13 protein-coding genes are annotated in these 26,928 nt (G+C 60.7%); all 13 read right to left on the bottom strand.

All coding sequences use genetic code 11. The features are described from left to right. Positions 1 to 31: 31 nt before the first annotated feature. The gene (locus NUW13_15000; protein MCR4440329.1) at positions 32 to 3,133 is read right to left on the bottom strand and encodes a family 10 glycosylhydrolase; all 3,102 of its coding nucleotides are present in this window, start codon (positions 3,131 to 3,133) and stop codon (positions 32 to 34) included. A 42-nt stretch (positions 3,134 to 3,175) separates the two neighbouring features. Next, positions 3,176 to 5,713 (bottom strand): Ig-like domain-containing protein, encoded by a 2,538-nt coding sequence (locus tag NUW13_14995; protein MCR4440328.1) that lies wholly within the window; start codon positions 5,711 to 5,713, stop codon positions 3,176 to 3,178. Positions 5,714 to 5,751: 38 nt separating this feature from the next. Next, on the bottom strand, positions 5,752 to 6,729 hold the full coding sequence (locus NUW13_14990; protein ID MCR4440327.1) for a hypothetical protein: 978 nt from the start codon (positions 6,727 to 6,729) through the stop codon (positions 5,752 to 5,754). Positions 6,730 to 6,767: 38 nt separating this feature from the next. Further along, complete coding sequence (locus NUW13_14985; GenBank protein MCR4440326.1) at positions 6,768 to 7,883, bottom strand: DUF5009 domain-containing protein; 1,116 nt, start codon at positions 7,881 to 7,883, stop codon at positions 6,768 to 6,770. A 30-nt stretch (positions 7,884 to 7,913) separates the two neighbouring features. Beyond that, positions 7,914 to 10,643, bottom strand: coding sequence for a T9SS type A sorting domain-containing protein (locus NUW13_14980; GenBank protein ID MCR4440325.1), 2,730 nt, complete (start codon positions 10,641 to 10,643; stop codon positions 7,914 to 7,916). Between the two features lie 145 nt (positions 10,644 to 10,788). Continuing rightward, the gene (locus NUW13_14975) at positions 10,789 to 12,102 is read right to left on the bottom strand and encodes a T9SS type A sorting domain-containing protein (GenBank protein MCR4440324.1); all 1,314 of its coding nucleotides are present in this window, start codon (positions 12,100 to 12,102) and stop codon (positions 10,789 to 10,791) included. Positions 12,103 to 12,354: 252 nt separating this feature from the next. Continuing rightward, positions 12,355 to 13,545, bottom strand: coding sequence for an IPT/TIG domain-containing protein (locus NUW13_14970; GenBank protein MCR4440323.1), 1,191 nt, complete (start codon positions 13,543 to 13,545; stop codon positions 12,355 to 12,357). A gap of 12 nt (positions 13,546 to 13,557) precedes the next feature. Next, positions 13,558 to 15,666 carry a fibronectin gene (locus NUW13_14965; GenBank protein ID MCR4440322.1) on the bottom strand — a complete coding sequence of 703 codons (2,109 nt, stop codon included), beginning with the start codon at positions 15,664 to 15,666 and terminating at the stop codon, positions 13,558 to 13,560. 54 nt (positions 15,667 to 15,720) lie between these two features. Continuing rightward, a complete protein-coding gene (locus NUW13_14960) occupies positions 15,721 to 18,750 on the bottom strand; it encodes a TonB-dependent receptor (protein MCR4440321.1) in 3,030 nt (1,009 codons plus the stop codon). Positions 18,751 to 18,948: 198 nt separating this feature from the next. Continuing rightward, complete coding sequence (locus NUW13_14955) at positions 18,949 to 20,148, bottom strand: IPT/TIG domain-containing protein (protein MCR4440320.1); 1,200 nt, start codon at positions 20,146 to 20,148, stop codon at positions 18,949 to 18,951. Positions 20,149 to 20,197: 49 nt separating this feature from the next. Continuing rightward, on the bottom strand, positions 20,198 to 21,256 hold the full coding sequence (locus NUW13_14950) for a PorV/PorQ family protein (protein MCR4440319.1): 1,059 nt from the start codon (positions 21,254 to 21,256) through the stop codon (positions 20,198 to 20,200). Between the two features lie 52 nt (positions 21,257 to 21,308). Then, entirely contained in the window at positions 21,309 to 23,384 is a 2,076-nt protein-coding gene (locus NUW13_14945; protein MCR4440318.1) for a fibronectin, read from the bottom strand. Between the two features lie 41 nt (positions 23,385 to 23,425). After that, the gene (locus NUW13_14940) at positions 23,426 to 26,569 is read right to left on the bottom strand and encodes a TonB-dependent receptor (protein MCR4440317.1); all 3,144 of its coding nucleotides are present in this window, start codon (positions 26,567 to 26,569) and stop codon (positions 23,426 to 23,428) included. Positions 26,570 to 26,928: the final 359 nt, after the last annotated feature.

Raw genomic sequence — 26,928 nt, 5'->3', positions numbered from 1 at the left:
CCCTCGCCTGCCCAATCTGCGCACAAACGGCTTAGCGGGCCAGGACTAACTTCCTGGTCATAGCTTGGCCACGGCATACCAGGCGACAAAAATACGTGCCGGACGGCAGCCCGCGCGCGTCAAACTGTACCCGATAGCGGCCCGGGGCCAGTGTCTGGTCCACCAGCGTGGCAACCTCCCGGCCCAACATGTCGTACACCACCAGGCGCACGTCGCCGCTGCTGGCAATGTCGAAGGGGATGGTCGCCACGGGGTTGAAGGGATTCGGGTATGCCGGATGGAGCATGAAGGCCAGCGGCACGTTGCTGCCGGTGGGTTCCACTCGCACCGGCTCAGTCGACTTTTTCACCAAGCGCAGGTTGTCGAAGAAGAGCCGCCCCCTGACTGCCCCCGTTTCGCCTCGCGTCAGCTGGAAGCTATCGATGCGGTAGGCCTTCCCGTTCATGACGCCGTCGCCAATCCAACTGCCCACACTGCCGGGGTCGCTCAGGTGCCATTCCACCAAGCGCCAGCCGTACCAGTCGATGGTCACCCAATTGGAGACTTCGTGATAGGGCCAATCGGTGCCCGTCCCTTCATCCAGGCAGAAACGGAACTTGTTGCCGCTCGCATCGCCGTAGAGGTAGACTTGAAGCGTGTAGGTGGTATCAAACACCACGTCGCGCGGCGGTCCGGTCTTCAGGTACTCTCGCAGGAGATAGCCTTGTGGCGGCGGTGTCTCCATCCATTCGTACGTCAGGAAAGCTGAGCGCTTTGATACCGGCCGCGTGGCTGAGGCGGGCAGGTAGACGGCACTGGTGATGCCAAAGGTCGAGTTTGCTACCACAATCCCGGAGGTGGAGCCGCTGTAGCTGGGCTGCTCCCAGTTGCCGGCAGCGGAGAAGTCGTCGATCATGCGACTCTCCACATAGTGCGCCTTGGAGGTGCGAAAGCCCCAGGAGAAGTCGTCCTCCATCTGGTTGCCGGTCGTGTCCTGAATCGTGTTGCGCACATACACCGTGTACTCGGTCTCCGGCGCGAGAGGCTCCCATGCCCTGATGCACACCAGGGAGCGGTCGGCCGTTGCTGTAGCTAAAGCCTCGACGCGGGCTTCCCCGGCGGCACTCGTGACACTGACGGTCGTGTCCGTCATGCTCGCCGGCTTGATCAGCTCATCGAACACCAGCGTAATCACGTCGTCCACGTCCATGGCTTGCCCGACCGGGAACGCAGGATAGGTCACCAGGACGCGTGGGCCAACATCATCGATCCGGCGCGTGGCAAAGCGCAGGACGAATGGATCCCCCTCTACCCCATCGCCGTTGCCGTCCAGCCGGCGGCCGTTGATGTCGGTAGCACTGGCTCCCACCGTCACGGTGTAGGCAGTGGCAAACTGCAGACGCACCGGCACAATCTGCAGCACCTTCCCATCCAGCCAGGTCATCGTCGTCACCTCAAAGGGAGGGACAAAGGTCAGCGCCGCCTCAACACTGCTCTTGTCCATCGTCTTGGAAAAGGTAAAGGAGATCGCAGCGTTCACCGGGACGGTGTCCCCTTCCGCCGGGCTGGTGGCTACCACCACCGGTGCGAAAGAAGGAAGTGGATCGGTAACCACCACGTTGGACGGCGCGGACTCGTTCCAATAACGGTCCAGCACTGTTGCGGCGTAGCGATACGCGCCGTTATAGTCCTGCGTGCCGGGGAACTCTTCCACCACCGTGTAGGGTGTGATGCCGAAATGCACGTCCACGATGCGGTCCTGCTCGAGGTCGATGACGTCGTCCTCGGAGCGGTAGATGGCATAACGGTGCGGCGTACGCACCGATGGCGGCGGGGTAATGGTCAGCTCGTAGCGTAACGAATCCAGTTTGCGGATGGCGATACTGGGGGCATCGGGGACATCGGCGTGTGGAGACCAGCCGGAGCGCACCTTGGTCTTGCGCTCGAAGAAGGTTTGTCCGGCTTCCTCCCAGTACTGGTAGGCCTGCCAGCTCCCATAGCTGAAGAATTGGAACCCATCCACCCACGGCACGGTGCGACAGACCTCCACGACGGCGGGATGACGGTACCAGACCTTTTCGTAGGCGAATTGGTACGAACCCGGCCCGACGGTGAACAGCCGCCCCTCGGCAATGCCTTTCTGGATCCACGGCCCCCAGGACTCGCTCGGGCCGACCAGCATGGCGTAGAATCCGTCGGGTGTGAGCCAGTGATAGTGCATGGGGGTCAACTGCTCGATGTAGCCTTCATTGAACCAGAGCGCCGCATCCTGGTAGACAGTGCCGTAGCCCTGCCAGCTTGACCAGTTGTACTTGCCCAATGCTGCCGGCGACAGCCTGACCCACGGCTTCACAGCCTGGATGGAGTCGTGCAACACGCGCACGAACTCGGTTACCGACCAGCGCCACCAGTCCTCCCACGAGGCGAAACCAGCCGGTACACCGGCACTGTACGGGTGCTCGATGTCGTAAAGGTAGCGGCCGGCGGCGTTCTCTTGCAGGTCCTGCAGCTGCTCCGCCGGGATCATGCCGTCCAGCCACTGTTGCTGCTCGGCCATCTTGGCCAGCTTCTTGGAGAGCTTTGAGTTGCTGTACTCGTTCCAGCGCACGTAGTCCAGGTGCAGGCCGTCGATATCGTAGTTGCGCACGATTTCCATCGCCACGGCAATGGTGTAGGCCCGCACCGCCTCCAGCCCTGGGGAAAAGGCGATGTTGCTGGTCATGGGGTTGCCGTCGCGATCGCGACAGATCCACTCCGGATGCAGCACCGCCGGGGCTCCGGGATAGGTGGACGAGACCTGAAACACGTTGAACCAGGCGTGCACCTCCATGCCCCGCTTGTGCGCCTCTTCGATGGCATAGGCCAAAGGATCGTAGCCGGGATACTGGTAGCCGGCGTAGTAACCCCATGGCTCGAACGAAGAGTTGTAGTAGGCCGTCCCGCTCTGCCGGCATTGCCACAAGACCGCGTTCATGTTTGCCCCCTTGTGCCGGTCCAGGATGGCGCGCACGTTTGCCTTGTTCTGCTCAGCCGTGAGCGACGGACTGATGTGTTCCCAGGTAATCACCCACGTGGCGCGGAATTCACGGTTGCCACTGGCCAGCAGGCCGTGAGCGAGGATCATGCTCAACAGCAGACTGCACAACTGTTTCATTAGGCCTCCCGAACAAGAAATCGTTTTTGCTCCAGTTCGCCCTTAGCGCGTGAGGATGAGCTGAACGCTGGCACTCCCCTCGTCTGTGCTCAGGCGACAGAGGTATACGCCACTTGCCACGCTCTGCCCCCGGTCATCGGTGCCATCCCATTGCACGCGGTAGACACCACCCGCTTGCGCTCCGTCGACCACGGTCTTGACCTTCCGTCCTAACGCATCGTACAAAGCCAACTGCACATGGTGCACACCATCTGGCACTTCGTAGTGGAGTGTCACCAAGGCGTTGAACGGATTTGGGTAGCCCTGGGCAAGGCGAAGCCTTGTCGGCACGCTGGCTACTGGGGGCTCCACCCTGACCTGTGTGGGCCGGGCGAGGCGCAGGTCGTCAAAGACCAGCGTACCCTGGGGTGCACCTCCGGGTTGGGAGGAGAGCTGGATGCTGTCGAACCCCAACGTCCCGTCCAGGTTGCCGTCACCCAGCCAGGTCCCCGTACCGTCGCGCGACATGTCCCACGTCACCAATCGCCACCCCACCCAGTCGATGGCGTACCATGGGCTCACCTCGTGGTTGGCGGCCTGGTAATCGGGCACGCGGTCGTCCACGCAAAAGCGGAACAAGGTGCCGCTCCCGTCGCCGAACACGTATACTTGCAACATGTAGCTGCTATCGAAGCGCACGTTCTTGGGCGCGCCTCCAGACAAGTACACCCGGATCAGCCAGGAGGGTGCGCCCACGTCCCAGGCAAAGTTCACGCGCATGGCGGTAGTGCTGCTGGTGAGAAGGTTGACCACCCCCTGCTCCGCCTGTCTGTTCGTCTGCTCGGTGACAATACCCGTGGTGCTGCCGCTCTGTTGCGGCGCCCACCAGTTGCCCACGCCCGCCTCAAAATCGTCGATGCCCGCGGTTTGCAGGGACGTGCCTGTGGTAACGAAGCTGTAGGAGCGGTTATTGATGACCACGTTGCCAAAGTAGTCCCGCAAGCCGGCAAAAATCCTCGTCACATATGTCTCCCTCGGATACAAAGGGGCATCTGGAAAGAACGTCAACACGCTCTGCTTGTTCACCAGATAGTGCTTGAGCGTGCCGGGCACGTAGGTGTGATCCAAGAACCGCTCCACCTTGAAAAGCGCGGCAAAGTCTACCGTGGTGTCCAGCTCCTCGTCGTACCATGCGCTGATGATGGGGTGGAGCTCTACGTTGGTGGCGTTCTGCTTCGGGTAGATCTTGACCAGCTTTGGGGGCGTAATGTCCGCGCGGCTGGTGCGGAAACGGACGACCACGTCGTCGCCCCCCACGCCGTCGCCATTACCGTCCAGGAAGTAGCCGTGAATGCTGCGCGCCGTGCCGGCGATGGTCAACACATAGTTGGTGGTGAAAAGCAGCGTATCCGTCTTTACAGTCAGACGCGTGCCGTCGGAGGACCAGACGAAGGACACGGCGGCTGGCGGCCACAAAGCAAAGGCCGCCTCCACCGACTGCTTGTCCATGGGCCTGCTGAAAGTGATGGACATATCCGCCCAGGCGGGGAATGCGGTGTCGCCGTCCGCGGGGTAGGTAGTCCTGACCACCGGCGGCACGGTGCTGTACAGACCCACATCCACGAAGGTGAAAAACGTGTCAGACAGAGTGACGCGCATCTGCACAGGAATGTAGTTGTCAGCCTCGACACTCAGCTCAGTGCTGGCCGTACCCAACCCTTCGATGTAGTAGAAGCCGTTGTGCAGTTGCTGCGGGTCGCCGGAGTAAAGGTGGAAGAGCGACTCGTAGGTATCGGTCACATAGGTGGCACCGCCCACGGTGACTCTGGCGCCGTTGAGCGGTACGCCGGTTTCCGCATCGTAGACGATACCGGTGCAAATCCCCGGCGCCGGTCGCGGCAAGCGATGGAAGCGCAGAATAGACCAGAAAAAGGTGCGCGCCTCCAGCCGCTTCCAGTCGGCATTCATAAAGAGCTGGTTCTGGCGCGGATTGGTGTGGAAACCGGCCTCGCTGAGCTCGGAGGGCATCGTCGTCACGCGGTTCACGTGCAGATACGGCCCGCCCGAGGTCCGACAAAAGTCCGACCAGGTGTAGAAACTGCAGTCGCCGATGGAGCCCCTGGTGGTGGTGCGCATCCCGCGCGTGAGGAGCACGACCATGATATCCGACATCGCCTTGCCGCCAGGCGGGTACTTCTCCTGGCCGTTGTAGTATTGGCCCCAAAGGAGCAAGGTGCTGTTGGCCGCGGGGTCGCCAGCATCGCTGTGAATCGAGTGAAACCAGGCGGCGCCAACGCGGTTGGCGAAATCGGTGCGCTGGGTCAGCGACACCTGCTGCTGGTCATTGGTGCGCGAGATGTAGACCGTGTCGATGTCCGTCTCGTTGAGCAGCATCTCGCGCAGGCGCAGGCCAACGCGCAAATTGCGCTCCGCCTCGGAGTAGCCGTATACCCCCATGTTCTCTTTCTGGCTGTGACCCGGATCGAGGAAAATGTTCCACCCAGACAACCCGGTCACTTGCGCCAACCCAAGGGCCGGCAGGAATACAGCCGCCAGAAGTGCAAGAATGACCAAGTACTCTCCATTCTTGTTCGTCCGCATCTATCTTCTCTCTCTCCGTTGTTCCTTCGCCAGGCGACTCACTGCTCAATGCGCGTCTTGCTGGTGTCCACAATCGCGACGGGAAGCACATAGATGGCCCCCTCGTCCATGGTGTCGAATGCGATCTTGCTTCCGTCCGGCGACCAGCAGGGGTTCATCTCCAACCGCTCTGGCGTGCTGGTGAGCGCTGTCTTTCCCGAGCCGTCGGCCCCGATGCAGTAGATGTCCGAGGAGGTGAACTGATGGCCGTCATCCTCGGCAATCATGTAGACCAGGTGATGGCTGTCTGGCGCCCACTGCGGTCTGTTGCCACGACCCAAGTCCACGAGGCCGGTTCCGTCGGTGTTCACCACGTAGAGGTCGCCGCCCAAGACCTCGAAGGCCACGCGCCGCCCATCGGGGGACACAACCTCGTTGAGGTACTGCTCGCCAGGCAGGGGATCGAGCGTAGCCAAAGGCTTGGCACCGCCACCAGCTACCACAATCGCCCCACCCTTCTGGTAGCAGAAGTAGCGAGGGGAGACCTTGGCCATTTCCGCCACCTGCTTCCCTGATTCCACCACCTCCACTTCCTTCGGCCCGACGATCACCACTTTGCTGTCCCCTTCCGCCCAGCGGGGGAGTTCCGGCATAGAGGTGCGGTATTCGGTCAAGAGGGTAGCCTCCCCGGTGTCGACGCGGAAGAGCTTGGCTGCGTTGTAGCGGAAGGGCCCGCGATACTGGGCCACACGCGCCAGAATCGCCCGAGAATCAGCCGACCACTCGAAGCCATAGCCTGCAGCCGGCTCGGCGGTCAATTCCCGCACACCGCTGCCATCGGCCTTCATTACCCACAGCCCCTCGTAACGCTCCCCGGTGAAAGCGATCATCTGGCCATCCGGTGACCAGACCGGGTTCATGAAAAAGTTGCCGTCACCCCCCACCAGCTTGACCGCTTTGCCCACCACTCTGACCCCGCCGCTGACCTGGCTCCAGGCCACGAGCAGAAGACTCAACAACAGCCACAGACGCCTCATGTCCATTTCCTCACTTCTTAAAGACACATGTTACCGCTTCACAATTTGATAAAGACCCTCTTGCGATAGAGGATGGTCAAGATGCCAAGCCACAGGAGAATGTGCAGAAAGGGGTAGAGGAGGGATCCTCCCCAGTTGCCGGCCACCGGCACCAGCACTTTGCTGTAGATCAGGCCTTTCACCGGCTGCCGGCTGCCGTCGGCCATGGTGAACTGCCAATAGTACAGCCATTTGGCCAGCAGCGAAGAGCCGAAGTAGGCCAGAATGGCGTTGCTGCCGTACACGATCAGCGGCTGCAGTCCACGCCGCCACCCCTTGATGTCAATGGCCCAGTAGCTCATGGCAAGGAAGTGCAGCGCCAGCCCCGTGGTGTAGAGGACGTAACTGCTGGTCCATAGCTGCTTGTTCAGCGGCATCCAGGTTGCCCAGACAAGGGCTACCACGAGGAGGAGATTGGCCGAAACGAACATGCCCACGGTCTTTTCCAATGGTGCCCGTTCGCTGCGCAGCCACTGCCCGGTCAGGTAGCCAAACAGGGTGCTGGCAATAGCGGGCAATGTGCTGAGAAAACCCTCCGGGTCAAAATCCGGCTTCCACATGTGCCCTTTCAGGAGCAAATTGTCCACGTACTGCGCCAAGTTGCTGCCCAGCGCCCAGGGATCGGCTCCCCGCCCTGGAAAGGGCACCAATGCCATGATGGCCCAGTATCCCACCAGGAGCAGCACAAGGCTCACCACCTGCCCACGCCTGCCGAGGTGGAGCACCAGCAACGAGGCGAAAAAGTAGCACAGCCCAATCCGCTGCAACACACCGGACAAGCGCATGTGGACGAAATCGAACTCTGGAAACAGGTTCAAAAACCACCCGAGGAGTAAGAGGAGCGCCGTCCTCTTCACAATCTGCAGATACAGGGGGCCCTTCTTGCCGGCAGTTTCCAATCTTCTCGCAAAAGAAAAGGCCATGGCAACGCCCATGATGAACAGGAAGAAAGGAAACACCAGGTCGGTGGGTGTGCAGCCGTGCCATTCGGCGTGACGGAGCGGAGGGAGCACATACCGCCAGCTCCCCGGGTTGTTCACCAAGGTCATGAAGATGATGGTGAGGCCACGGAAGGCATCCAGCGACAGGAGCCTTTTCGACGGAGTTGTTTGCATGGCCCTTTTCGAAATGGGACCACAGGACCTTCAGCGCACCACGGCGAGCTTGCCGATCAAGGCCTGGCGCTCGGTCTTGAGGCGGTAGAAATAGACGCCGGAAGGTACATCCTCCACCGCCCAATGCACCTCATGACGCCCTGCAGGCAGTGTGCCTTCTACGAGCACCGCCACCTGCTGCCCGGCGGCGTTGTAGACGCGCAGCTCCACCCGCCCCTCACGGTCGAGCTCATAAGCAATGGTCGCCCGGGCATTGCAAGGATTTGGGTAACTCTGCCCTAAGCGAAAGCGGTACGGAACACTCCCTGGCAAGGGCTGCTCGGCGAAGGTTACCTCCTTGAGCAACGCAAACTTGATGGCGTCCGCGCGCAGGACTACGCCCTGGGGATCGGTGTTCTTCCCGGTGTCGATAACCCGCACGCTCACGTCCACGCCGGCGGGGAAGTGGTAGCGCCCGATGCGCACCCAGGAGCCGCTGCCCAGATTCTGGTTGATGATCACCGAGTCCAAGGGTATGCCCGCCAGGCTGACCACGTACAAAGCGTTGTTGGTGGAATTCACCGTGGTGGGCACGATTTCGAACAGTTCGTAGACACCGGCAAGCTCGAGAATGCCGGTAAAGGTGGCATAAGCACGTGGAGTCTGGTTCAGCGGCGCATAGCGACTGGTCGGCCCATAGGCCTGGGCCACGCTGTAGTGCCACTCGCCGAATTCGGCATAATGTCCCTGATCCTCATTGTCCACGACCAAGAAGTAGTTCTGCACGCGCGCCGTCACCGCAACACTGAGCCGCGCTTTGCGGGGGTCGTCGCTGAACAGGGTGAGCGAATCGATCCTTGCTCCTGACTGCCTCCAAAAAGCATGCACAGGTAAGCTCACGCGGCCCATGGCAGGGATGCGCAGCGGGAAGGTGGCCGGGCACGACAGCTCGCCGCCGGCCGACTCATAGCCGGTGACGGTGAGCTCCTCTACCCCCCTATTTTGCAGCTGCAGGGAGAAGCGGACAGTGTCGCGACGGCTCACCTCCCCCAGGTCCACCACCGGCGGTTGCACCTGCAAGTCACGGTCGCGCACCAGCGCCGAGAACTTGACCACGTCGGCCACCGCTGTCCCCCCTGTCTGCCCGCCGCGTACGACCATTTCCAGAAACGTCTCAGGTCCTGAGGAAAGCGGTGCCGTGGCCAGATAATGCCACTCGCCAGCGCGCAGGGGCTCGTTGAACACAGTCCCGCCCACGTAGGCCCCACGGTCAAAGAGCCTGAACGCCGTCTCGGGTGCGGGGTTGCTCACCGCCGGCACCTGCACAAAGACGTTGTAGACTCCCTCCTCAGCCAACTGCGGATACCAGCGCACCACGGCGCTGTCACCAGCGGCGATAGTCGCCCTTTGTGCAGTGCGGCCCGACGCCGCCTGCGCCATGCTGCTCCATTGCCCTGCCACCGGCGTGAGGTGGCCGCTTTCATCATCGCAAAAGCGGTCATCAGGTAGAAAGCGGTGGACGAACAGCGTCTGGTTGCCGACGGTGTCGCAGACGGCCAGCCCCACCTTGGCAAGCCTCTGCGCCGGCAAGGTCACCTCCCAGACATTGGCCGCCAGGACACGACTGGGCAACAGGTCATATTCTTCGTAGACATCCTTGAACGCCACCACGGCCTGCGGCTGGAAGAGGGGCTCATCGCTCTGGATGCGCAGGCGCGCGTCACTCCCGCTACCGACGATGTCCACCGTCAGGGTAGGGGGCCTAACATCGTTGGTGCGCAACCAGCGCTGCATGGCCTCCACCGCCGTGCAGTAGCGGAAGGTGACGCCTGGATAGCGCGCGGCTGCGGCATGGGCGGCACTGTCGATCCTGGCGATGTTCTCCAGAAAGTCAGTCTCCGGCAAATGTCCCCAGATGCAGGCCACCTGGTCGACGCCGCGCTGCGCCTCGGCGAATATCTCTTCCATATAGCCGCGAGCCAGGGTGGTCGAAAAGTGCGCCGAACGGACATTCCACCCTGCACCGTGGCCTGGAAGCTGGTAGTTGTCCTCAGATGGATGGTACGGCACCCATTGGCTCGGCGCCTGCGACCAGTCAATCATGTTGTCCAATGGTTCGGTGGTGTCGATGCCACGCGTGGGATAATCGTTGTGCATGCTGAAGGGTAGGAGCTGGTTGAGATAGCGCTGCCAGTCGTTGTCCATGTAGTGCCAGCCACTGCGGAAGGAGACCGGAAAGACTTGTTCTTCGAGCAGCAGCTGGGCGAGAGTCACGTCAAAGTCGTCCCGGCATTCCTGGAACGTATGCGCCTGGTTCCACCACCAGCGGCCATCGCCGTCATAGTCGCTCCAGAAGAAGGTGTGATAGTGGAGAGAAAGCTCATCGCCGTTGGCGACCACATTGTCGCCGTGGTACTTCTTCATCAGGTACATGGTCATGATGTTCGGCAAGGGCACGTCGGTGTTGCGCGCATAGCGGAAGATGTTGCCGGCCATCATCCACCAAGTCATCTTCAAAGGCTGGCCGTAAGAGTCCACAAAGCGCTGGCGATAGGCAGGGTCCATGACCCTGTAGGCATTGCGCGTCGGGTCAGTGTACAGGTCAAGCCGATACAGGCAGTCGTAACGGGCAACGTCCATCCCATCCCAAATGGCCGTATCCGACCCCAACACCAGGTACACCGTGCCACCGCCTGAGGCCGGACGCCATGCGGCTGTCCCAAGCAGCAGGGATAGCAGCGCGGCCCACAACCGATGGCACTGCCACTTGCCTACCCACATTCTCGATGCCGTCCGCTTTCCTCATGCACATTTCTACAATGCGGCTGGGAAAATCAAGCGTAAATTTGGCCATTGCCCGTTGGGCAAAAGGAGAGGCCGTTGGCAGCACCCAACGGCCTCTCCGGCGTCCAACGGTGAACTCGGTCTACTTCACCAAGGTCATCGACTTGGTCATGATCTTGCCGTCCACCACCAGCCGGTAGAAGTAGTGGCCAGTGGGCAGGCCAGAGGCGTCGAAGGTGACCTTGTGCTCGCCTTCGTTCATCTTCTGGCTGAGCAAGGTCTTGATCTCACGCCCGTTCATGTCGTAGACCTTGAGCTCGACAAAACCGGCCTTGGCCAATGTGAAGGGTATGGTCGTCACCGGGTTGAAGGGGTTCGGGTAGTTCTGCATCAGGCCATAGTCCCGGACCACGCTGCCGTTGTGCACCTCGACAATGCCGGTGTAGGGGTTGGGGTTCTTGAAGCGCTTGGTAACGTTACCGTCAAAGTCGTTGGCCAGCGCGTACCACACACCGCCCTCCTCGTAGAAGGCAACGCCACGCGGCGAGAAAATCTTGCCGCCCACCGGCGGGTTGGGGTCGCTGCTCGGATTGCCAGCAGGTTCGCACAGGCTGTCTACTACCGCGAAGCCCGCGTTGGGATCCAGCTGGTACCAGCTCTTGAAGTCGGTGGCAGCATTGTCCCAGTAGGTGCCGACCCACATCATGCCCCAGGGGTCCCAGTCGAGGCACTGCGCCCACATGGCTCGCACCACGGTCGCGTCGCTGTAGATGGTGCCAAGGGTGTCGACGAGGGTGTATGTGCCATCCGGGCCATCCGGGCTATAGTAGTGGCGAACGCCCTGGTACGGTGCCGCGTAGATAGCGCCCACGTAGACGTCCTTGCCGTCCTCACTGGTCAGCACACTCCGCTGGATAGTCTTGACCGTGTCGGCGAAGTAGCTGTAGAGCTCAAAATCGCTGTCGTAAATGTAGCCCGGGTTTCCGCTCAACACGGTGGTGATGTAGATGTACCCGTTAGCATCCTCGGCGGCTTCCGTCAACGAGGCGCCTGGCTTCGGGGAGGCGTAGTTCATCGTCTCCTTGGTCTGGTAGTTGATCCGCCAGACGTCATCGTATGCGCTGTACAGCACGTTGCCGTTGTGGTCCAGTGCCATGCCACGGCACCCGTTGACCAACGTGTCCGGGTTGCCAGCGGTGGTGACGAAGATTACCTGGTCGACCACATTGCCCTGCTTGTCGAAGATCCAGATGGGCTTTATGGGCCTCAGGGTTCCGGTCGGCAGGACCAAAGTGTCGGTGTAAGCATAGCAACCGATCCACACTGTGCCGTCGGGAGTGATGACAATGCCGTGCGGCTGAGCCTTGTGAGCAAAGTCACCGTCAAACACCCACTGGGCCGCAGCCAGTGAGGCCATGAGAGCCATAGCCGCTACTGTCAACAGTACCTTCTTCATCGCTCGTGTCCTCCACGTTTACTGCCAACAACCGACGCTCCTATGCTCCCCACCTGCCCGGCATGCGGGCAGTCACTGGCCGTCGCACCACCTCCTTTCAGTTGCCCATGCTTTCTTGTCCCCACCCCCTCTTCGTGCAAGCCGTCACCTTCTGCACACCGTGCTTCGCCCCTCTGGCGCCTAAAGCACCTTTAAAATGTACCCAAGTTGCGGGAAAAAGTCAAGCGATTTCTTCCTCCCCGCCGGAAAATCTCACGTGCGCCCGTAGTAGGGCGCGCCTTGCTTGAGCATATTTACCTTCAGCACCGCCTTCTTCTTGGGATCGTCACTGCGCCGACAGATGTAGAGAAAGTTGCTGTTGCCCCAGGCCAGATAGTTGCTGGCCGGTTCCAGCACTCCGGGGTAGAGCGGTTCAAACGAGCCATCGGGGTGGACCACCACCACGGCCTGCGGGGCATTGGTGCCGATGTACAGGTCCCCATCCGCCGCGAAGGTGATGGACTGCACCTCGGAGGTTGTGTCGATCTTTGCGCCCCAGTCGAAATAGACCTCCTTTGGGGCGAGGGTACCGTCCGGCTGAATTCTATTGCACCACACGTAGTGGCGGCCGGTGGCATCGTCCCTGCCGCCGACATAGACATGGTTCGCAAACACACGCACCGCGCGAATGTAGGTGTTCGGGTAGTCGGCCACCGCCGCGGCGCTCCCGTCCTGTTTGATGTTGTAGAGAAAGTCGCCCTTGCCGCCAGCGTACATCGTGCCGTCGGCGGCGAAATCAAAGTCGTCGATGCGGCCGGGCGCGGTAATCCACTTCACTGCCGCGCCGCCACCGGGCGGGATGCGATAGAAGCTGGTCGACCTCCTGCCCACGTAGAGGTAGCCCCCTGGCCCAAACTTTATGCCGCTGGGCAGCGAGAACGGCACGGTGCCGTACACCTGCTTCTCGCCTGAAGGGGAGATCTTCTCCACATTCCTGCTGCCCAGAGTGACATAGACGTTCTCATCGCGGTCACACTCCACGACGTACGGCTCATCGAACTCGCCATAGCCGCCCCAATTGAAGACACCCCGCACCAGCTTGTAGTTGACCACGTTGCTGAAGGACAGCGCCCCTATCACTGCCACCTTGACCGGGATTGTCTCGGCTACCACGTTGGGACTCTTGACACGCAGTCGCTCGGCAGAGGCCTCCACCACCGGCACGCGCGTCTTCCCGAAGTAGACCAAGTTGTACTGCGCGGTCGCCGAAAAATTCTGGCCATTGATGGTTATCGTCACCAGCCCGGCCAAGGCGCTGTCGGCAGGCTCAATGGAGGTGATGACCGGGTCCGGGTTGTAGGAAGCCGACGGGTCGTACAGGCCGATGGGCTTTTCCTTCTCGCAGTTGAGCCCCGCTGCCACAAGGACCGCAAACACCACGAAGGTGTAGGCCAGTCGCCTCATTTTCCAGTCTCCTTAGCGAATGATCACAAACTTGCGGAATGCCCTCTGTCCGTCTGGCGTCTCGAACAGAGCGATGTAGACGCCGCTCACCACCACCTGCCGCGACGAGGTCACCGAGCTCCACTCTTCGTCGCCACTGCCGTCGGTGTGCTCGATGGTCTGGATGAGGTCACCCCGCTCCGTGAAAATCTTGATGGTGCACTGCGGGGGAATGTCCAAGAACATCAGCTTATCCGGCTCGCCAGTGTACTGCAGGTCGCGCGCGGCGATGTTGTACGGGTTCGGCACCACCCGGATCTGGTCCAGAGAAGTGCCGGCTGCCCTGCGCAGGTAGGCTGGCTCGGTGGTCTTGGTGTAGAAACGGCTGCTGTATAGAGGCCCGGGGGGATTAGCCTCGCCGGTAGTATTGTTACTGCCATCGTTGTAGGCGACCAGGTAGTAGTAGTACGAGAAGCCGCGCGCCGCGGTCAGGTCATCGAAGCTGGTCTTTCCCTTGGGCACTGAGGCAATCTCTTGATACACCGTATCCGGCTTGCCCACGGCGCGGAAAATCTTGTAGCCAACGAAACCTGGCTCGCCCTCTGACGGGCTCGGCGCCCAGGAGAGCATGATGCGGTCGCCGCCTGAGCGCACCTCAAACACCGGCGGCGGCAACGGAGGTTGCGGAATCTGGTAGCCCAAGTCATAGTTGCGCTTGGCCCGGCCGAAGGTCAGCAGGATCGAGTCCTTGCCGGTGTAGACCCAAGCATTCTTGTAGACGTCCTTGTCGTCCGTGGTAGTGCCGTTTGGCAGAGTGAAAGGCCCTTTGTCGCTGGGATTGTCGTAGGCCTGTTTCCACCGCTTGCCAATGAGCTCGCACATCTGCCTGTTCAGCCCACTCACTCCTTCTGCCTCGACGATGGTGACGCTCTCGCCAGGCTCCAAGTCAAATGGGCCGTAGCAGATCCAGATGTTGGTGCCACCCCCGTCGTTGTGCACCGTGACCGGGTCGGGGTTCGTGGCCATGTACTTCTCGTCGAAGCGTTCGTTGCCGCCCAGCCCGGTGTACGGTTTGCCGCTCAACATGTCGTACAGCAGAATCATATTCCCTTCGTCGGTGGGTTGGAGATTACCGACGCTGGGATAGGTGTCGCCGGCGTGCCAGCCCAGCACCGTTGGCTGATAGGGGTCGTCGCTCTTGTCCTTTGCGCTCTTGTCCACGTGCAGCACGGCGATGCCTGCATGCTGGGGCGCGCACAGGCGGCCATTGGTGCGGATGTCCGGCCCGCCGATGTTGTCGAACGCGTTCTTGGTCGTCTGTCCGGCCCAGGCAAAGCCGCAGCGAATCCACTGCACAATCGGATTCTGCTCGGTGATGCGCTCCTGAAAGTGCGCCGGGTAGTCCTCACCGCGCTTGGTGACCCAAGTGTGCTTGCCCCAATCTTGCCCGTCACCAATCTTGTAGGCTCCTTCCCGGCAGACGCTGTAGCGCACGCCCCAGCTGATGCGCACCCCTTTCAGCGGCGCCTGCAGCTCTATCTCGTCGTCATAGTCGACATCGCCGGTGTTGGTGAACGTGTACTCCCGGATAAAGTAGTTGTCGTGGTACTGCTGGCTAAAAGCGAAGATACGTCGAGTCATGGTAAGACCCATGCTCGTGTTCACCACATTGGTGACGATGCGGTCCGGGATCTGATTGGGGTCGATCTCATCCACGTCGCCCATGTATGGCGCAGTAATGTTGATGCCGTCCACATAGACGATTGGCGCTTCGAACTTGGCCGTCTGCTTGAGCACCATGGGGAAGAGGGAGATATCCACATAACTGGCGGCGAAGTAGATGCCATACTTGCTCCAATGGTACCCTTTTGCATCGGTGAAATCTTCGCAGGCGATCCACTGCCGCTGGATCACGGCATTGTCCTGCTGCCGGTAGTCAGCGGGCCAGATCATGCCCTCGTAGTAGGAGTTGTTCCAGGCGCGCTCTGAGCCGTAGGCAGAAAAGAGGCTCTGCAGCGAACCGACCCGAACATAACGTTTCTCCGTTCCGGCTACCTGCCCGCTACTCTGAGCAACCAGTAGCGCGAGGAGCAATAGGGCGGCACCTACGCGGAGTGCAGCGCTTCCTGTTCTTCTTGTCATGTGACCTTCCCTATGCTTCGGGTTCTCCATAGCTTTCGTCCTGGCTTCCCAGACTCAGAAGTTCACCTTGATGCCGAACTTCACATCACGGGGATCCAGGAAGGTGAAGTACGTCAAATTCGGCATGTCGATGTAGGCCTTGGTCTTCAGAATCCTGTCCAAGTCCTCCTTGGTCTTGGTGGGATCGGTCGGGTCATAAGGCTCGTACTTCACCCCTTCTTTACGGTACTCGCCGATCCGGTCGTTGCCATGTTCGGCACCTGTCTCCCACGGGAAGTGGAGCGACTCTAAATAGTCCAGATAGTCGTAATAGTTGGCAAACCCTGCGTAGCTCAGCCGCTTGATGTTCAGGGCGTTGGTCACATCCACGTAGAACTGCACATCGTAGCGGCCGAACTGGAACGTCTTGGCAAGGCGCAGGTCCAGGTTGTAGTAGTCCTTCCACTGGACGTTGTCCACCAGGCCTGGGATGTTGTGCGGGTTGTAGGTCTCGTAAGCACCGGCACGCCAGCTGGCTAAGACGTTCAGATTCCACAGGCCCAAAGGATGCAGGCCCAGGACCTCGGGCCCGAATTGCGGCGGGGTCAAGAAGTCGATGTTCGCCCGCGCGTACGGTCGTGGGTGCGGACGCTCTTGATACGGGTTCTGGCGCAGGTAGTCGCGCTGCATGTTCGGATCTTGATAGTAGCGCAAAAGCCCGAAGTAACCGCTGGTAATGACCTCATACGTGTAGTTGACAAAGCCGCTCACCCAACCGCCGACGCGTTTGGTGAGGGTGATCTCGAAGCCACGCACGTCCTGGTAGTTGTTGTTCTCGGTAATGTTGTACTTCACCGCACCGGTGACGTTCTGGTAGTAGACCCATCCCGGCTGGTTAGTGATGTCGCGATAGTAGGCCGCAATGTTGAGCAGGAACATGTCGAAGAGGTTCTGCGAGTAGCCCAGCTCATAGGCAACGGTACGCTCCTCTTCCAGGTCCGGGTTGCCGATGGAGGTCACCAGGCCATTGGCCTCCCGCTGCAGCCGGAAGCGGTAGGTGGAAGCCGCCTCTTGCAGGAAGTGTCCATAGTTGAAGTACAGCTTGGAATTCTCGGTAATCGGGTGGGACACGCCCAGGCGTGGGCTCAGGTAGAGGTGCGCCTTGGCGTCGGTGACCGGCGCCGCCTTCTCGATGGTCTTGCCATACCCCTCACGGTAGAGCTTGTCGTACGGGTCCAGTACGTAGCGGATGCCGTTGGGGTTGGCGTAGTCGAGCCGCAGCCCCACGTTGGCGATGAAGCCCTGGAACTCTAACTTGTCCTGAACGTAGGCACCCACGCGGTACGGGAAGCGATGGTAGGTCTGCGTCCGGTTCCAGGTGCTCATGCCGGGGTTCTCGGTGTACGACTTGATGTTCAAGTCGTTGTACACCACCTGGAAGCCTGCTTTCACCTGGTTGCGATTGTCCACCTGGCTGGTGAGGTCGAAGCGCAGCGACGAGGTCTGGATGACGCTCTTGTCACGCCCCAGGTTCATCCACCCGCCGATGATCATGGCATCGCCAATGCCGGTCACGCCATAGCCCCAGTAGCCCCATGGCGCCTCATCCACCCAGATGCCGGGCACCGGCTCATAGCGCTTGGTGGTGTCACGCAACGTCATCTGGAAGGTATTGTAGCGGTTGATGTTGTTCTGCAGGCTCACTTCGTAGAAGGTGCGCGGGGTGAGCACATGCGTGAACTTGAGGCCCACCATGTTGCGGTAGATGGAGGCCGGGCTGTAGTAGCCGGGCGTGTAGAGGATGGCGTTGCCGCTGCTGCTATTGACCAGGTCGCCCACCGAATAGGTGCCGCGCAGCACGTCGCCCGTGGGCGTGGTAGTCCAGTCGTAGGGCGAGACCGAATGCACTTCGCCGTACATTCCCGTGACCACCAGCTTCATGGACGGGCTGATGTCGGAGATCAGCTTGAGCTGGCTGACGTTCTCCCCATAGGAGTCGCGGGACAAGGGGAAGATGAACATCTCGCGCAGCCGCTGGTGGGAGAGGAAGAAGCGCAAGCCACCGGCCACGTCGCTCACCAGGGGCACCGGCCCGCCGAAGGAGAAATCGACCACATAGTCGGGCTTGGTGATATCGCCCTGGCGACGATGTTGCCACTTCCACAGCCGCTGTGCTCCCTCTGGGGTCAAGTCATTAGTGGGGTCGCTGTCCTGCAGGGTAGCGTCGGCCACGGCAATCCACCCGGGGAACGACGGGTATTGGCGCTGCGTGTAGCTGTCCCACCCTCCGCTGGCCGTGCCGGTCCAGCAGACCGCCGGATCGAGGTAGGGTCGAGTGAAGTAGGTGTTCGGGTCATAGATCGAAGGGCCAAAGTGCTTCGGCCCCGCAGGACGGTAGAGGGCCGAGATCGTGCCGCTGTACCGTCGCCGGTCCGCTTCCCTGGTGATGACGTTGATGATGCCCGAACGCAAATTGCCGTATTCTGCGTTGAACCCGCCGGTCTGAATCTGCACCTCCTTGACCGCCGACAAGGGCACGGTGGTGTACGGCGTGTTGGAGCGCTCGTCGTTGAGCGACAGGCCGTCCATGAGCACGGCAGCCTGGCGCGCGGCGCCCCCGCGAATGACCAGGCCACGAATGCCCGCCTGTAACCCGACCACCTGGGCCAGTTCCTGGACAGGCAGGCTGGCGATCACACGCGACTCGACGTTCACCTGGCTGGCGGAAACGTCTTTGGGCACGATGGGGCGCTCTGCCTCCACCACCACCTGCTCCATGGTCAGCACTTCCACCTTGAGCTTAAAGTCCACGGTCGTGGTGAGGTCCACGTTGACGACCACGTTGGTCATCGTGACCTTGGCGTAGCCTATCATCGAGGCCTGCAGCGAATAGGTGCCGGGTGGCACGTTCAAGATTACGTAGTAGCCATTGGCATCGGTGGCCGCACCAATGCGCGTGCCCGCCAAAATGACATTTACTCCAGGAAGTGGGGCACCGCTTTCCGCATCAACCACACGTCCGGCGATCTTGCCAGTCGTGCCTCCGTACGCAAGGCCGGCACCCATGCCAACGGCCACGAGCAACAGAAGGGCTCGCGTTTTCACAAGCACGTTCTCCTTGCTTTGACCTTGTCTCACTTAAGCTGTTGACCCCAGCGCCGCGCCAGCTCCCCCCTTCTGCGCTTCCCCCAGGCGCATGGGCGGTCCCTCGTCCGGAAGCGCGAAGGTCCGCCTCAGGCATCACCTCGGCTGGTCCGTTGCGCTGGGGCAAGAAGCCTCACCGACCCTGCAGCCACACACCGTCTACTCACGCCCGTAGTACGGGGCGCTCTGCTTCAGTACGTTGATCTTCAACATCCTCTTTTTGGCTGGGTCGGTGTCGTTCCGTTGATTGGCGTAGAGGTAAGAACTCGTCCCCCAAGCCAGCGAATAGACGTACGGCTTAAGCAGGCCCTCGTACAGTGGCTCGAAGGAGCCATCGCGATGGACAATCATGATGCCGGCAGCATGGTCGGTGCCCACGTACATGTCGCCGTCCTGGGCAAAGGTCAAGGCATAGACCTGCGAAGTGGGATCGACCTTCGCGCTCCAGGCAAAGTAAACTTCCGTCGGGCCGACCTGGTCGTCGGCGAGGATCTGGTTGCGCCAGATGTGCTGCTGGCCTGTGGAATCCCTGCCGCCCACGTACACATATCCGTCGAACACGCGCACGGCCCGCATGTACACCTTGCGGTAGTTGGCCACCTTGCTGCCGGTGCCGTCCGGCTTGATGAGGTACAAGAAGTCGCCATCGCCGCCGGCATACATCGACTTGGAGGGGGCAAAGTCAAAGTCGTAGACCTTGCCCGGCGCGTCTACCCACTTTACCGCAGCGCCACCGCCCGGGGGGATGCGATAGAGAGCCGTGGTCGTCCGTGCCACGTACAGATAGCCGCCTGGCCCCATCTTCATACCGGTGCCCTTGACAAATGGCACCGTGCCATAGGTCGAGCGGAGGTTGTCGCTGGTCACCCTGTCGATGTTCCTCGTAGTGAGGTCGACATACAGGTTCTCGTCGGCATCGCAGGTGATGCCCCAGGGGTCATCGGCGGCTAAGAAGGCACCCCAATCCCAGATGGCGGTCAGCAGCTTGTACTTAACCACGTTGCTAAAAAGGAGGGCGCCATGCACCGCCACCTTGACGTTGAGCGAGTCGCCGGTCACGTTCGGCGTCTTGACCCGCAACTCCGTGGCACTCGCCGAGACCAGCTCTGCCTGCGTCTTGCCAAAGTAGACGAAATTCTCCTCCATCACCGGAGAGAAATTCTCCCCCTTGATGATGATCTGCCCGATGCCTGCCAAGGCGCTATCGGGGGGGATGATGCTGGTGATGACCGGCGTCGGCCTGCCCTGGAAGTTGGGGTTGTAGAGGCTCTCCGGGTATTCCGCCTCGCACCCCACGAGCAGCACCGTCACCACTCCCATCGCCAGCACTGCAAAGAGCCTGGAGTATCTCGCATCCATGGTGCGTCTCCTGAGTTTCGGCACGTCCGGCATTTCTCACCGACTCGGCTTAGTACGCCAAGCGGAACGACATCAGCTGCACCGCATCGAACACACCGAAGGGGATGTAGGCGTAGTCGAGGGCGATCAAGTGGTTGCCAAATTCCTTTTGCACGCCGAAACCAAGACTGAGCCCGCGATCTGGGTCGCCGTACTTCCCTTTCTCCTCCTCGGTGTGGCGGTAGCCAGTGGTGTAGCCTCCTCGCAGCGCCAGCAACCCCATGAAGGTGTACTCGGCACCCACGCTCAGCTGCTCGGGGTAGTCGCGGGGGTGACTTGCGTCAACCGAGACGAGGAGGCTATGCATGTCATTCTTGCCCAGGAAAAGCTCCAACACCTCCATGGATACCCCGATCCTGAAAGTGAGAGGCAACTGGAAGCCTTCTTTCTGGAATTTGATCTCTTGCGAGAAGTTGCGCACGCTCATGCCGAAAGCCAAGGTGCGGAACCCAGTGCGATACAGTGTGCCAAAGTCGAACGCCAGCACGTCCTTGAAGTTGTCCACCTTCTCGGTGACCCCTGCCGAGACATCGCCGACCGGCACTGTGCTGCTGCCCAACTTCTGGTAGCAGTAGCGCACATGCCCACCTACAGAGAAGCGGTCAGTCAGCGAGCGCGCATAGGCCACGCCCACCGCCAAGGCCGAAGGGGTGAAGGTCTCCGTGTCGATATAGCCCTTCTCGGTGGTGGGGTCGACCATGGTGCCCAAGAACTCACCATAGTCTACTGCCAGCAGGCTGAAGCCCAGCACGCCATATTCACCCCGCCAGGGGTTGAGCGCGATCGTGCCGGACATGTGGTTGATGTCCGCGATCCACTTGTTCTGGCTGATGGAGATATCCACCAGGGAGTTAACGCGCGCCATGTTGGCCGGGTTGTACAGCATGGAGGCCGAGTAGCCGGCAACGGTGGTAAAGGCCTCGCCCATAGCCGCCGCCCGTGCCTCGGTGGGCACGCTCAAGAACTGAAATCCTGTCTGGGCCAACTTCTTGTTAGCCGCAGTGCTCGTCACTGCGCTCAGCGCCACGACGAGCAGCACCGTCAACAGACTGACCATGCGTTTTTCCATTATCGACGTCTCCCTTGACTTGTGGTGACCTGTTCTTTCGCCCACCGGCCTGCTAACGAATGATGATAAACTTCCTGTAGGTGCTCTGGCCGTCAGGTGTCTCGAAGTAGGCGATGTAGACGCCACTAACCACAACCTGCCGGGACGAAGTGATGGAGTTCCATGCCGCATCGCCGCTGCCATCGGTGTGTTCGATGGTCTCGATCAGGTCGCCCCGCTCTGTGAAAATCTTGATGGTGCACACCGGGGGAATGTCCAGGAACATAATGCGGTCTGGCGCACCGTAGCCGTATTGCAAGTCGCGCGCGCGAATGTTGTACGGATTGGGCACCACGCGAATGTCCGCCAGGCTCTTGCCCGCCTGCCGCTTCAAGCGCACTGGCTCGTTGGTGCCCGTGTAGAACATGCTGCTCTCCAGCGGCCCAGGCGGGTTGGCAGGGGTCACGTTGCGCGAGCCGTCATCCACGCTGGTGATGTAGTAGTAGTAGTCGAAACCACGCACGGCGCCAACATCGTTGTACTCATTCACGATCTGCGGATGGTCGGTCCCCGGGCCGCAGGCAAAGATGAGCTGATACGTGGTGTCCGGCACATGGATGGTCCTGTACAGCCGATACCCCGCGAAGCCCGGCCACGACTCCGGCTCGTTGGACCATTTCAGAATCACACGGTCGCCGCCACCGGTCACCTCGAAGATCTTTGGCGGCGGCGGTGGGTGCGGGATGTTGTAGTTCAGCTTGTAGGTCATGATCGCCCGCTGGAAGGTCTTAAACAAAGAGTCCCGACCGGTAAACACCCACTTGTCCTTGTACTCATCGCGATTGCTGGTTGTGGAGCCGTCCGGGAGCGGGAAGGGGCCGCTGCCCCCAGCCAACCATTTTGCCCCCACCTCTATGCACTTATCTCGGCTCAGTCCTGCCACGCCCTCGGCGATGACGATGTGGATGCTGTCGCCGGGCGCCATGGTGTAGGGGCCGAATCCCGCGCAGTGGGAGAAGCCACCCGGCGTCGACCCCCAGATATCGGCAGCCTGGCCGGATTCCATTACCGCGTCGGCATGCATCTTCGCCGGGTGACCGGCGGTCATCGCCGCGTACTCTTCGGCCATCTTACCAGGGTTGAATGCGTCGTTGCCAGAGGTGATAGGCACGTCCGAGCCGAGGAACTGCGTGGTGGTGGGCTGCGCCGGGTCATGCGACTTGGCGGTGGCCGACTTGTCCGCATGGAGCACCACGATGCCCACATGTTGGGCGGCCCCAAGACGGCCGTCCCCATTTGGCCGAATATCGGGCGCGCCAATGTTGTCGAACCCCGCCTTGGAGTGGATGCCGTGCCACGTGTACAGCGACAGATAGCCTTCGCCCGTCTGGGGGTCATAGACCATCATGCTGTCGTTCATGGCGTTGTGCCCCCAGGAGGAGGATTGGGGCATCCAGTAGTAGCCGTACGGCCCTACCTCGCGGCATGGCGCGTACCGGTACTGGAAAAAGAACACCACGCCCTCCAGCGTCAGATCGTGCTTGGTGCCCTTGGTGTCCACAATGCCGGTATTCTTGAACACATAGTCGTAGATGAAGTAGTTGTTGTGGTGCTGCTGGCTGAAGGCGTAGATGGTGCGCTTCTCGGTGATACCGATGCCGGTGTTCACCTCGTTGTAGAGCACCCGATCGGCAACCAGGTTCGGGTCTACTTCATCGACAAAATCGAGATAGTCGATCGCTCCCCCGGGAATGCCGTCCACCAGGACCAAGGGCCGCTCGAATTTCCCGTACATCTTGAAGGTGACGGGCATGAACTCGCTCTCTTCGTTGAGCACCCGCGGGCCGCAGTGGACGACTTTGTAGTTGAACGTCACCCCCACCAATGGATCCGGGTAGTTGGTCGCCCCGATCCACAGAGCCTTGGCTGCCTTGCAGTCCTGGTAGCGGAACTGCGCAGGCCAGCGCAGGCCATCCTGCTGGTCGGGGACCAGGTGGCGCCGGCCCACTTCGATCTCGCAGCCAGCACTGGAGAACCAGTCGTGCAGCATGCCGACCGCCATCCACTTTGTCTCGTCGGCGCGCGCTGGGCCCGGTACCAGCACGAGCACCAGCAACGCCACCCCGAGCCAGTGTGCGATTCGTCTCATGGTCTGCCCTTCCGCTTAGTCAATCGTCCGGGTTCCTCTCGCTACAGCCTGAAGTCAATGGTGATGCCGAAGAAGACGCTGCGCGGGTTGAGGAAGGTAAAGTGCGCCTGGTTCGGCATGTCGATGTAGGCCTTGTCATCGAGCAACTTCTTGATTTTCGGCTCAGGCACCATCACCCATTGCCCACCGATGCACTCGAAGTAGTTCTTCCTGCTCAGATCGTAGTAGATGACATGCGGGTCGAGCTTCCTGATGTCTTTCATGTCCGACACAGCTTCCATCGGCTGGAACGCGACCCCGTCTTTGCGATAATCGCCCGGCCGGTCATTGCCCGGGATGTACGAATAACCCAGGGGATCGCCGATGTCCTTCGGCAGGTGGAGAGACTGCATGTAGTAGTTGTAGTCGAACACGTCGACGTGCGAGACACCGGAGAAGCGCTTGATGTTGAACACGTTGTAAATATCCACGAAGAGCTTTACATCAAACCTGCCAATGGGGAAGAGCTTGGAGAGCTTCAAATCCAGGTTGTAGTAATCCTTCCACCGCACGTTGTAGGTGACGCCGGGCACGTTGTTCGGGTTCCAGGTAAACCAGCTGCCGGCAGTCCAGCGGCCGACCAGGTTGAGGTGCCACTCGCCCAACAGCTTCTGCCCCAAGAGCGCCGGGCCATAGTCGGTAGGCGTGTGCAGGTCCACGTACGCCTTGAAGCGCGGCCGTGGCCGTGGCTTGTACTGCTCGGGGTTCCTTCGCTCGTACTCGCGCTGGTCGGCAGGGTTCTCGTACATGTACCCCCGGCCGAACTGCCCGGAGGTCTCTACCCGGTACTCGTAGTTGATGTCCCCGGTCAACCACCTCCCCCACAGCTTAGTGAGGTCAACCTCAAAGCCGCGGATGTCCTCGTAGGCATTGTTGGTCAGCTTGTAGTAGTTGACCTTGCCATCGAAACTCAGATAGCGGACCCAGTACTCCTCGTCGGTGATGTCCTTGTAGTAAGCCGACAGGTGCAGGAGGTAGTCTCTGCCCAAGGCGTGGTCATAGCCCAGCTCGTAGGAGACCGTCCTCGCCAACGGGATAGTGGGGTCGCCGAAGTAGTCGACGGCGTTGATGGCCGAGCGCTGCACCCGATACAATCGCTCGGAGGTCGGCATCTGCCGATAGTGGCCATAGTTGAAGTAGAGCTTGGAGCTTGCCGTAATCGGGTGGGAAATGGCCAAGCGCGGGCTTAACGTCCAGCGCGTCTCGGCTTTCTTGGTCTTGTAGTGCGCCTCCCGCTCCTCCCGGTAAGCCTGGGAGAAGAAGCCACGGTCGTAGGCATCCACATCAAACCAGTTGCCGTTCGGGTTGCTGTAGTCCAGCACCAGACCAAGGTTGGAGATAAAGCCCTCGAACTCAATCTTGTCAGTCACGTAGAAGGTGCCGCGGAAGGGGTTCTGGTTGACGCGCGTCCAGGTGTTCCCCTCAGGCAGGTAGGCGTTGAACTGGCCGAAGGACATCTTGAACTGGTCGTAGACAAACTCGGTGCCGACTTTGACCTGATTGCGGCGATCCACCTGGCTGACGAGGTCGGCGCGCGCCGTGTAGGTTGCCAGGCGGCTGTAGTCCCGCGATACGCTCACCGGCCCACCCATGATGAACACGCCGTCGATGCCGAAGATCGGCTCCTCGGAGAACCCAAACGGCCGCTCATCCAAGTAGTAGCCGGGGAACACCTCGTACAGCTTCGATGTGTCCCGATAGCGTCCCGGCCGCGTGTAGTACTTCTTGCCCTGCCGCTTCAATTGCACCTCGTAGAAGGTGCTGGGGCTCAGCACGTGGGTGAACTTGAGCGTGGCGGTGTGGTAGAAGCGCGAGGTCGGCGACCAGTAGATGTTGGTGTAATAGCGCGTGGGAACGGTGAAGCTGCCCGTAGTCATCTCCCCGGCGATTCCTTCGGCCGTCTCGAAGTAGGAAGTACCGCCCGAAAAGCTGGATGAGACCGCGTACGTCTCGCCGTAGAGCCCGATAAACGAAAGCTTCATGCTGGGCGTTATGTCCGACGACATCCGCAACATGAAGCTTTGATCCAAGATGGATTTGCGAGACAGCTCAATCAGGTACTGCTCCTCCTCGCGGCGGCCGGAGGCAAAGAAGCGAAGGTTGCCCAAGTACTTGCCGACCAAGGGCACCGGGCCACCGAAGCCGGCGTCAAACAGATAGTCGGGATCTTTGATATCGCCCTGCTTGCGGTGCTCCCAGAGGAAGACTTGTTGGGCCCCCTGGGGGGTGAGGTCATTGCTGGGGTCGTCGTCCTGCAGGGTGAGCACCGAGATCTTGTTCCAGCCGTCAAACTCTGGATACTGCCGCTGGGTGTAGGCATCCCAGGCGCCGTTCTTTGTGCCCGTCCAGCAGACCGCATCGTCCAGGTAGGGACGAAGCCAGTAGGAATTGCGGTCATAAGGGGAGATACCAAAGTGTTTGGGTCCGGGGGGCCTGATCTTGAATGTGACCGTGCCGCTGTACCCTTTCGGGTCGCCCTCCCGCGTCACCACGTTGACCACGCCGGAGCGGACGTTGGTGTACTCGGCGCTAAACCCACCTACTTGCACCGAAACCTCCCGCACGGCACTGAGTGGCACGCCAGTAATTGGGCGGTTGTCGCGTTCATCCCGCAGCACCACGCCGTCGACCATGAAGATGGCCTGGTCGGCGCCGCTGCCACGAATGCCCAGCCCAGAGGTGACGCCGGCCTGCAGACCTATGGCATCGGTCACCTTGGCCACTGGCAGAGCAGTAATTTCGCTGGCAGTGACATTCTTTTGCGAGGCAGCCACGTCCACCTGGACCACCGGACGTTCAGCCACCACCACCACTTCCTGGCCCATGAGGGTCTCCGGCGAAAGCTTGAAATCCTCGGTGGTGGTCAGGTCGATCTTGACCCGCACGTCGGTGACAGTCACAGTGGTGTAGCCGATCATGGATGCGCGCAGGGTGTAGACGCCAGGTGGGACGTTGAGGATTACGTAGTGACCATCGAGGGCGGTGGCGGCGCCCATTGTCGTGCCCTCGATAACCACGTTCACCCCTGGGAGTGGTTGGCCGGTCTCGGCGTCGGTCACCACTCCCGCGATCTTGCCGGTCGTACCGGCGAAGACCAGACCGCACGCCGCCAGCATCATACCAACTAAGGCGAGTCTCCTCCTCATGTGCGACACTCCCTTGTAAGGTTGATGGTAAGCTTCTCAGTGGATGAACGTCGTGGCTTTAGCCCGCGTGCACCTCCTTCCCTCTTTGCTTGCTCCCCTGACGGCTCGGCCTTATGCTGCAGTTGCCGTGGCAATGCCCCACTCCGACTGCCATGCGCACTTGGACCGAACACCATGCTAATGCACCCTCAAAGCCCGAGCGCGGCGCCGGGGCAAATCTTTTTTAATATACATACGAGCGCGCCAAAAGTCAAGAGAAAAATTTCATTCAGTTGTAGGGACCAGGCAAAACCTTCCCACCTAGGTGAGGTGATCAGGGAGAGCTTCGCGTCATTCTGTCCCCGGGCGGTGGCATGGTT

This window comes from candidate division KSB1 bacterium (assembly GCA_024655945.1).
Lineage (GTDB): Bacteria > Zhuqueibacterota > Zhuqueibacteria > JANLFK01 > Oleimicrobiaceae > Oleimicrobium.
Note: the sequence above shows the minus strand (reverse complement) of the source record. Positions and strands in the feature narration are given on the sequence as shown.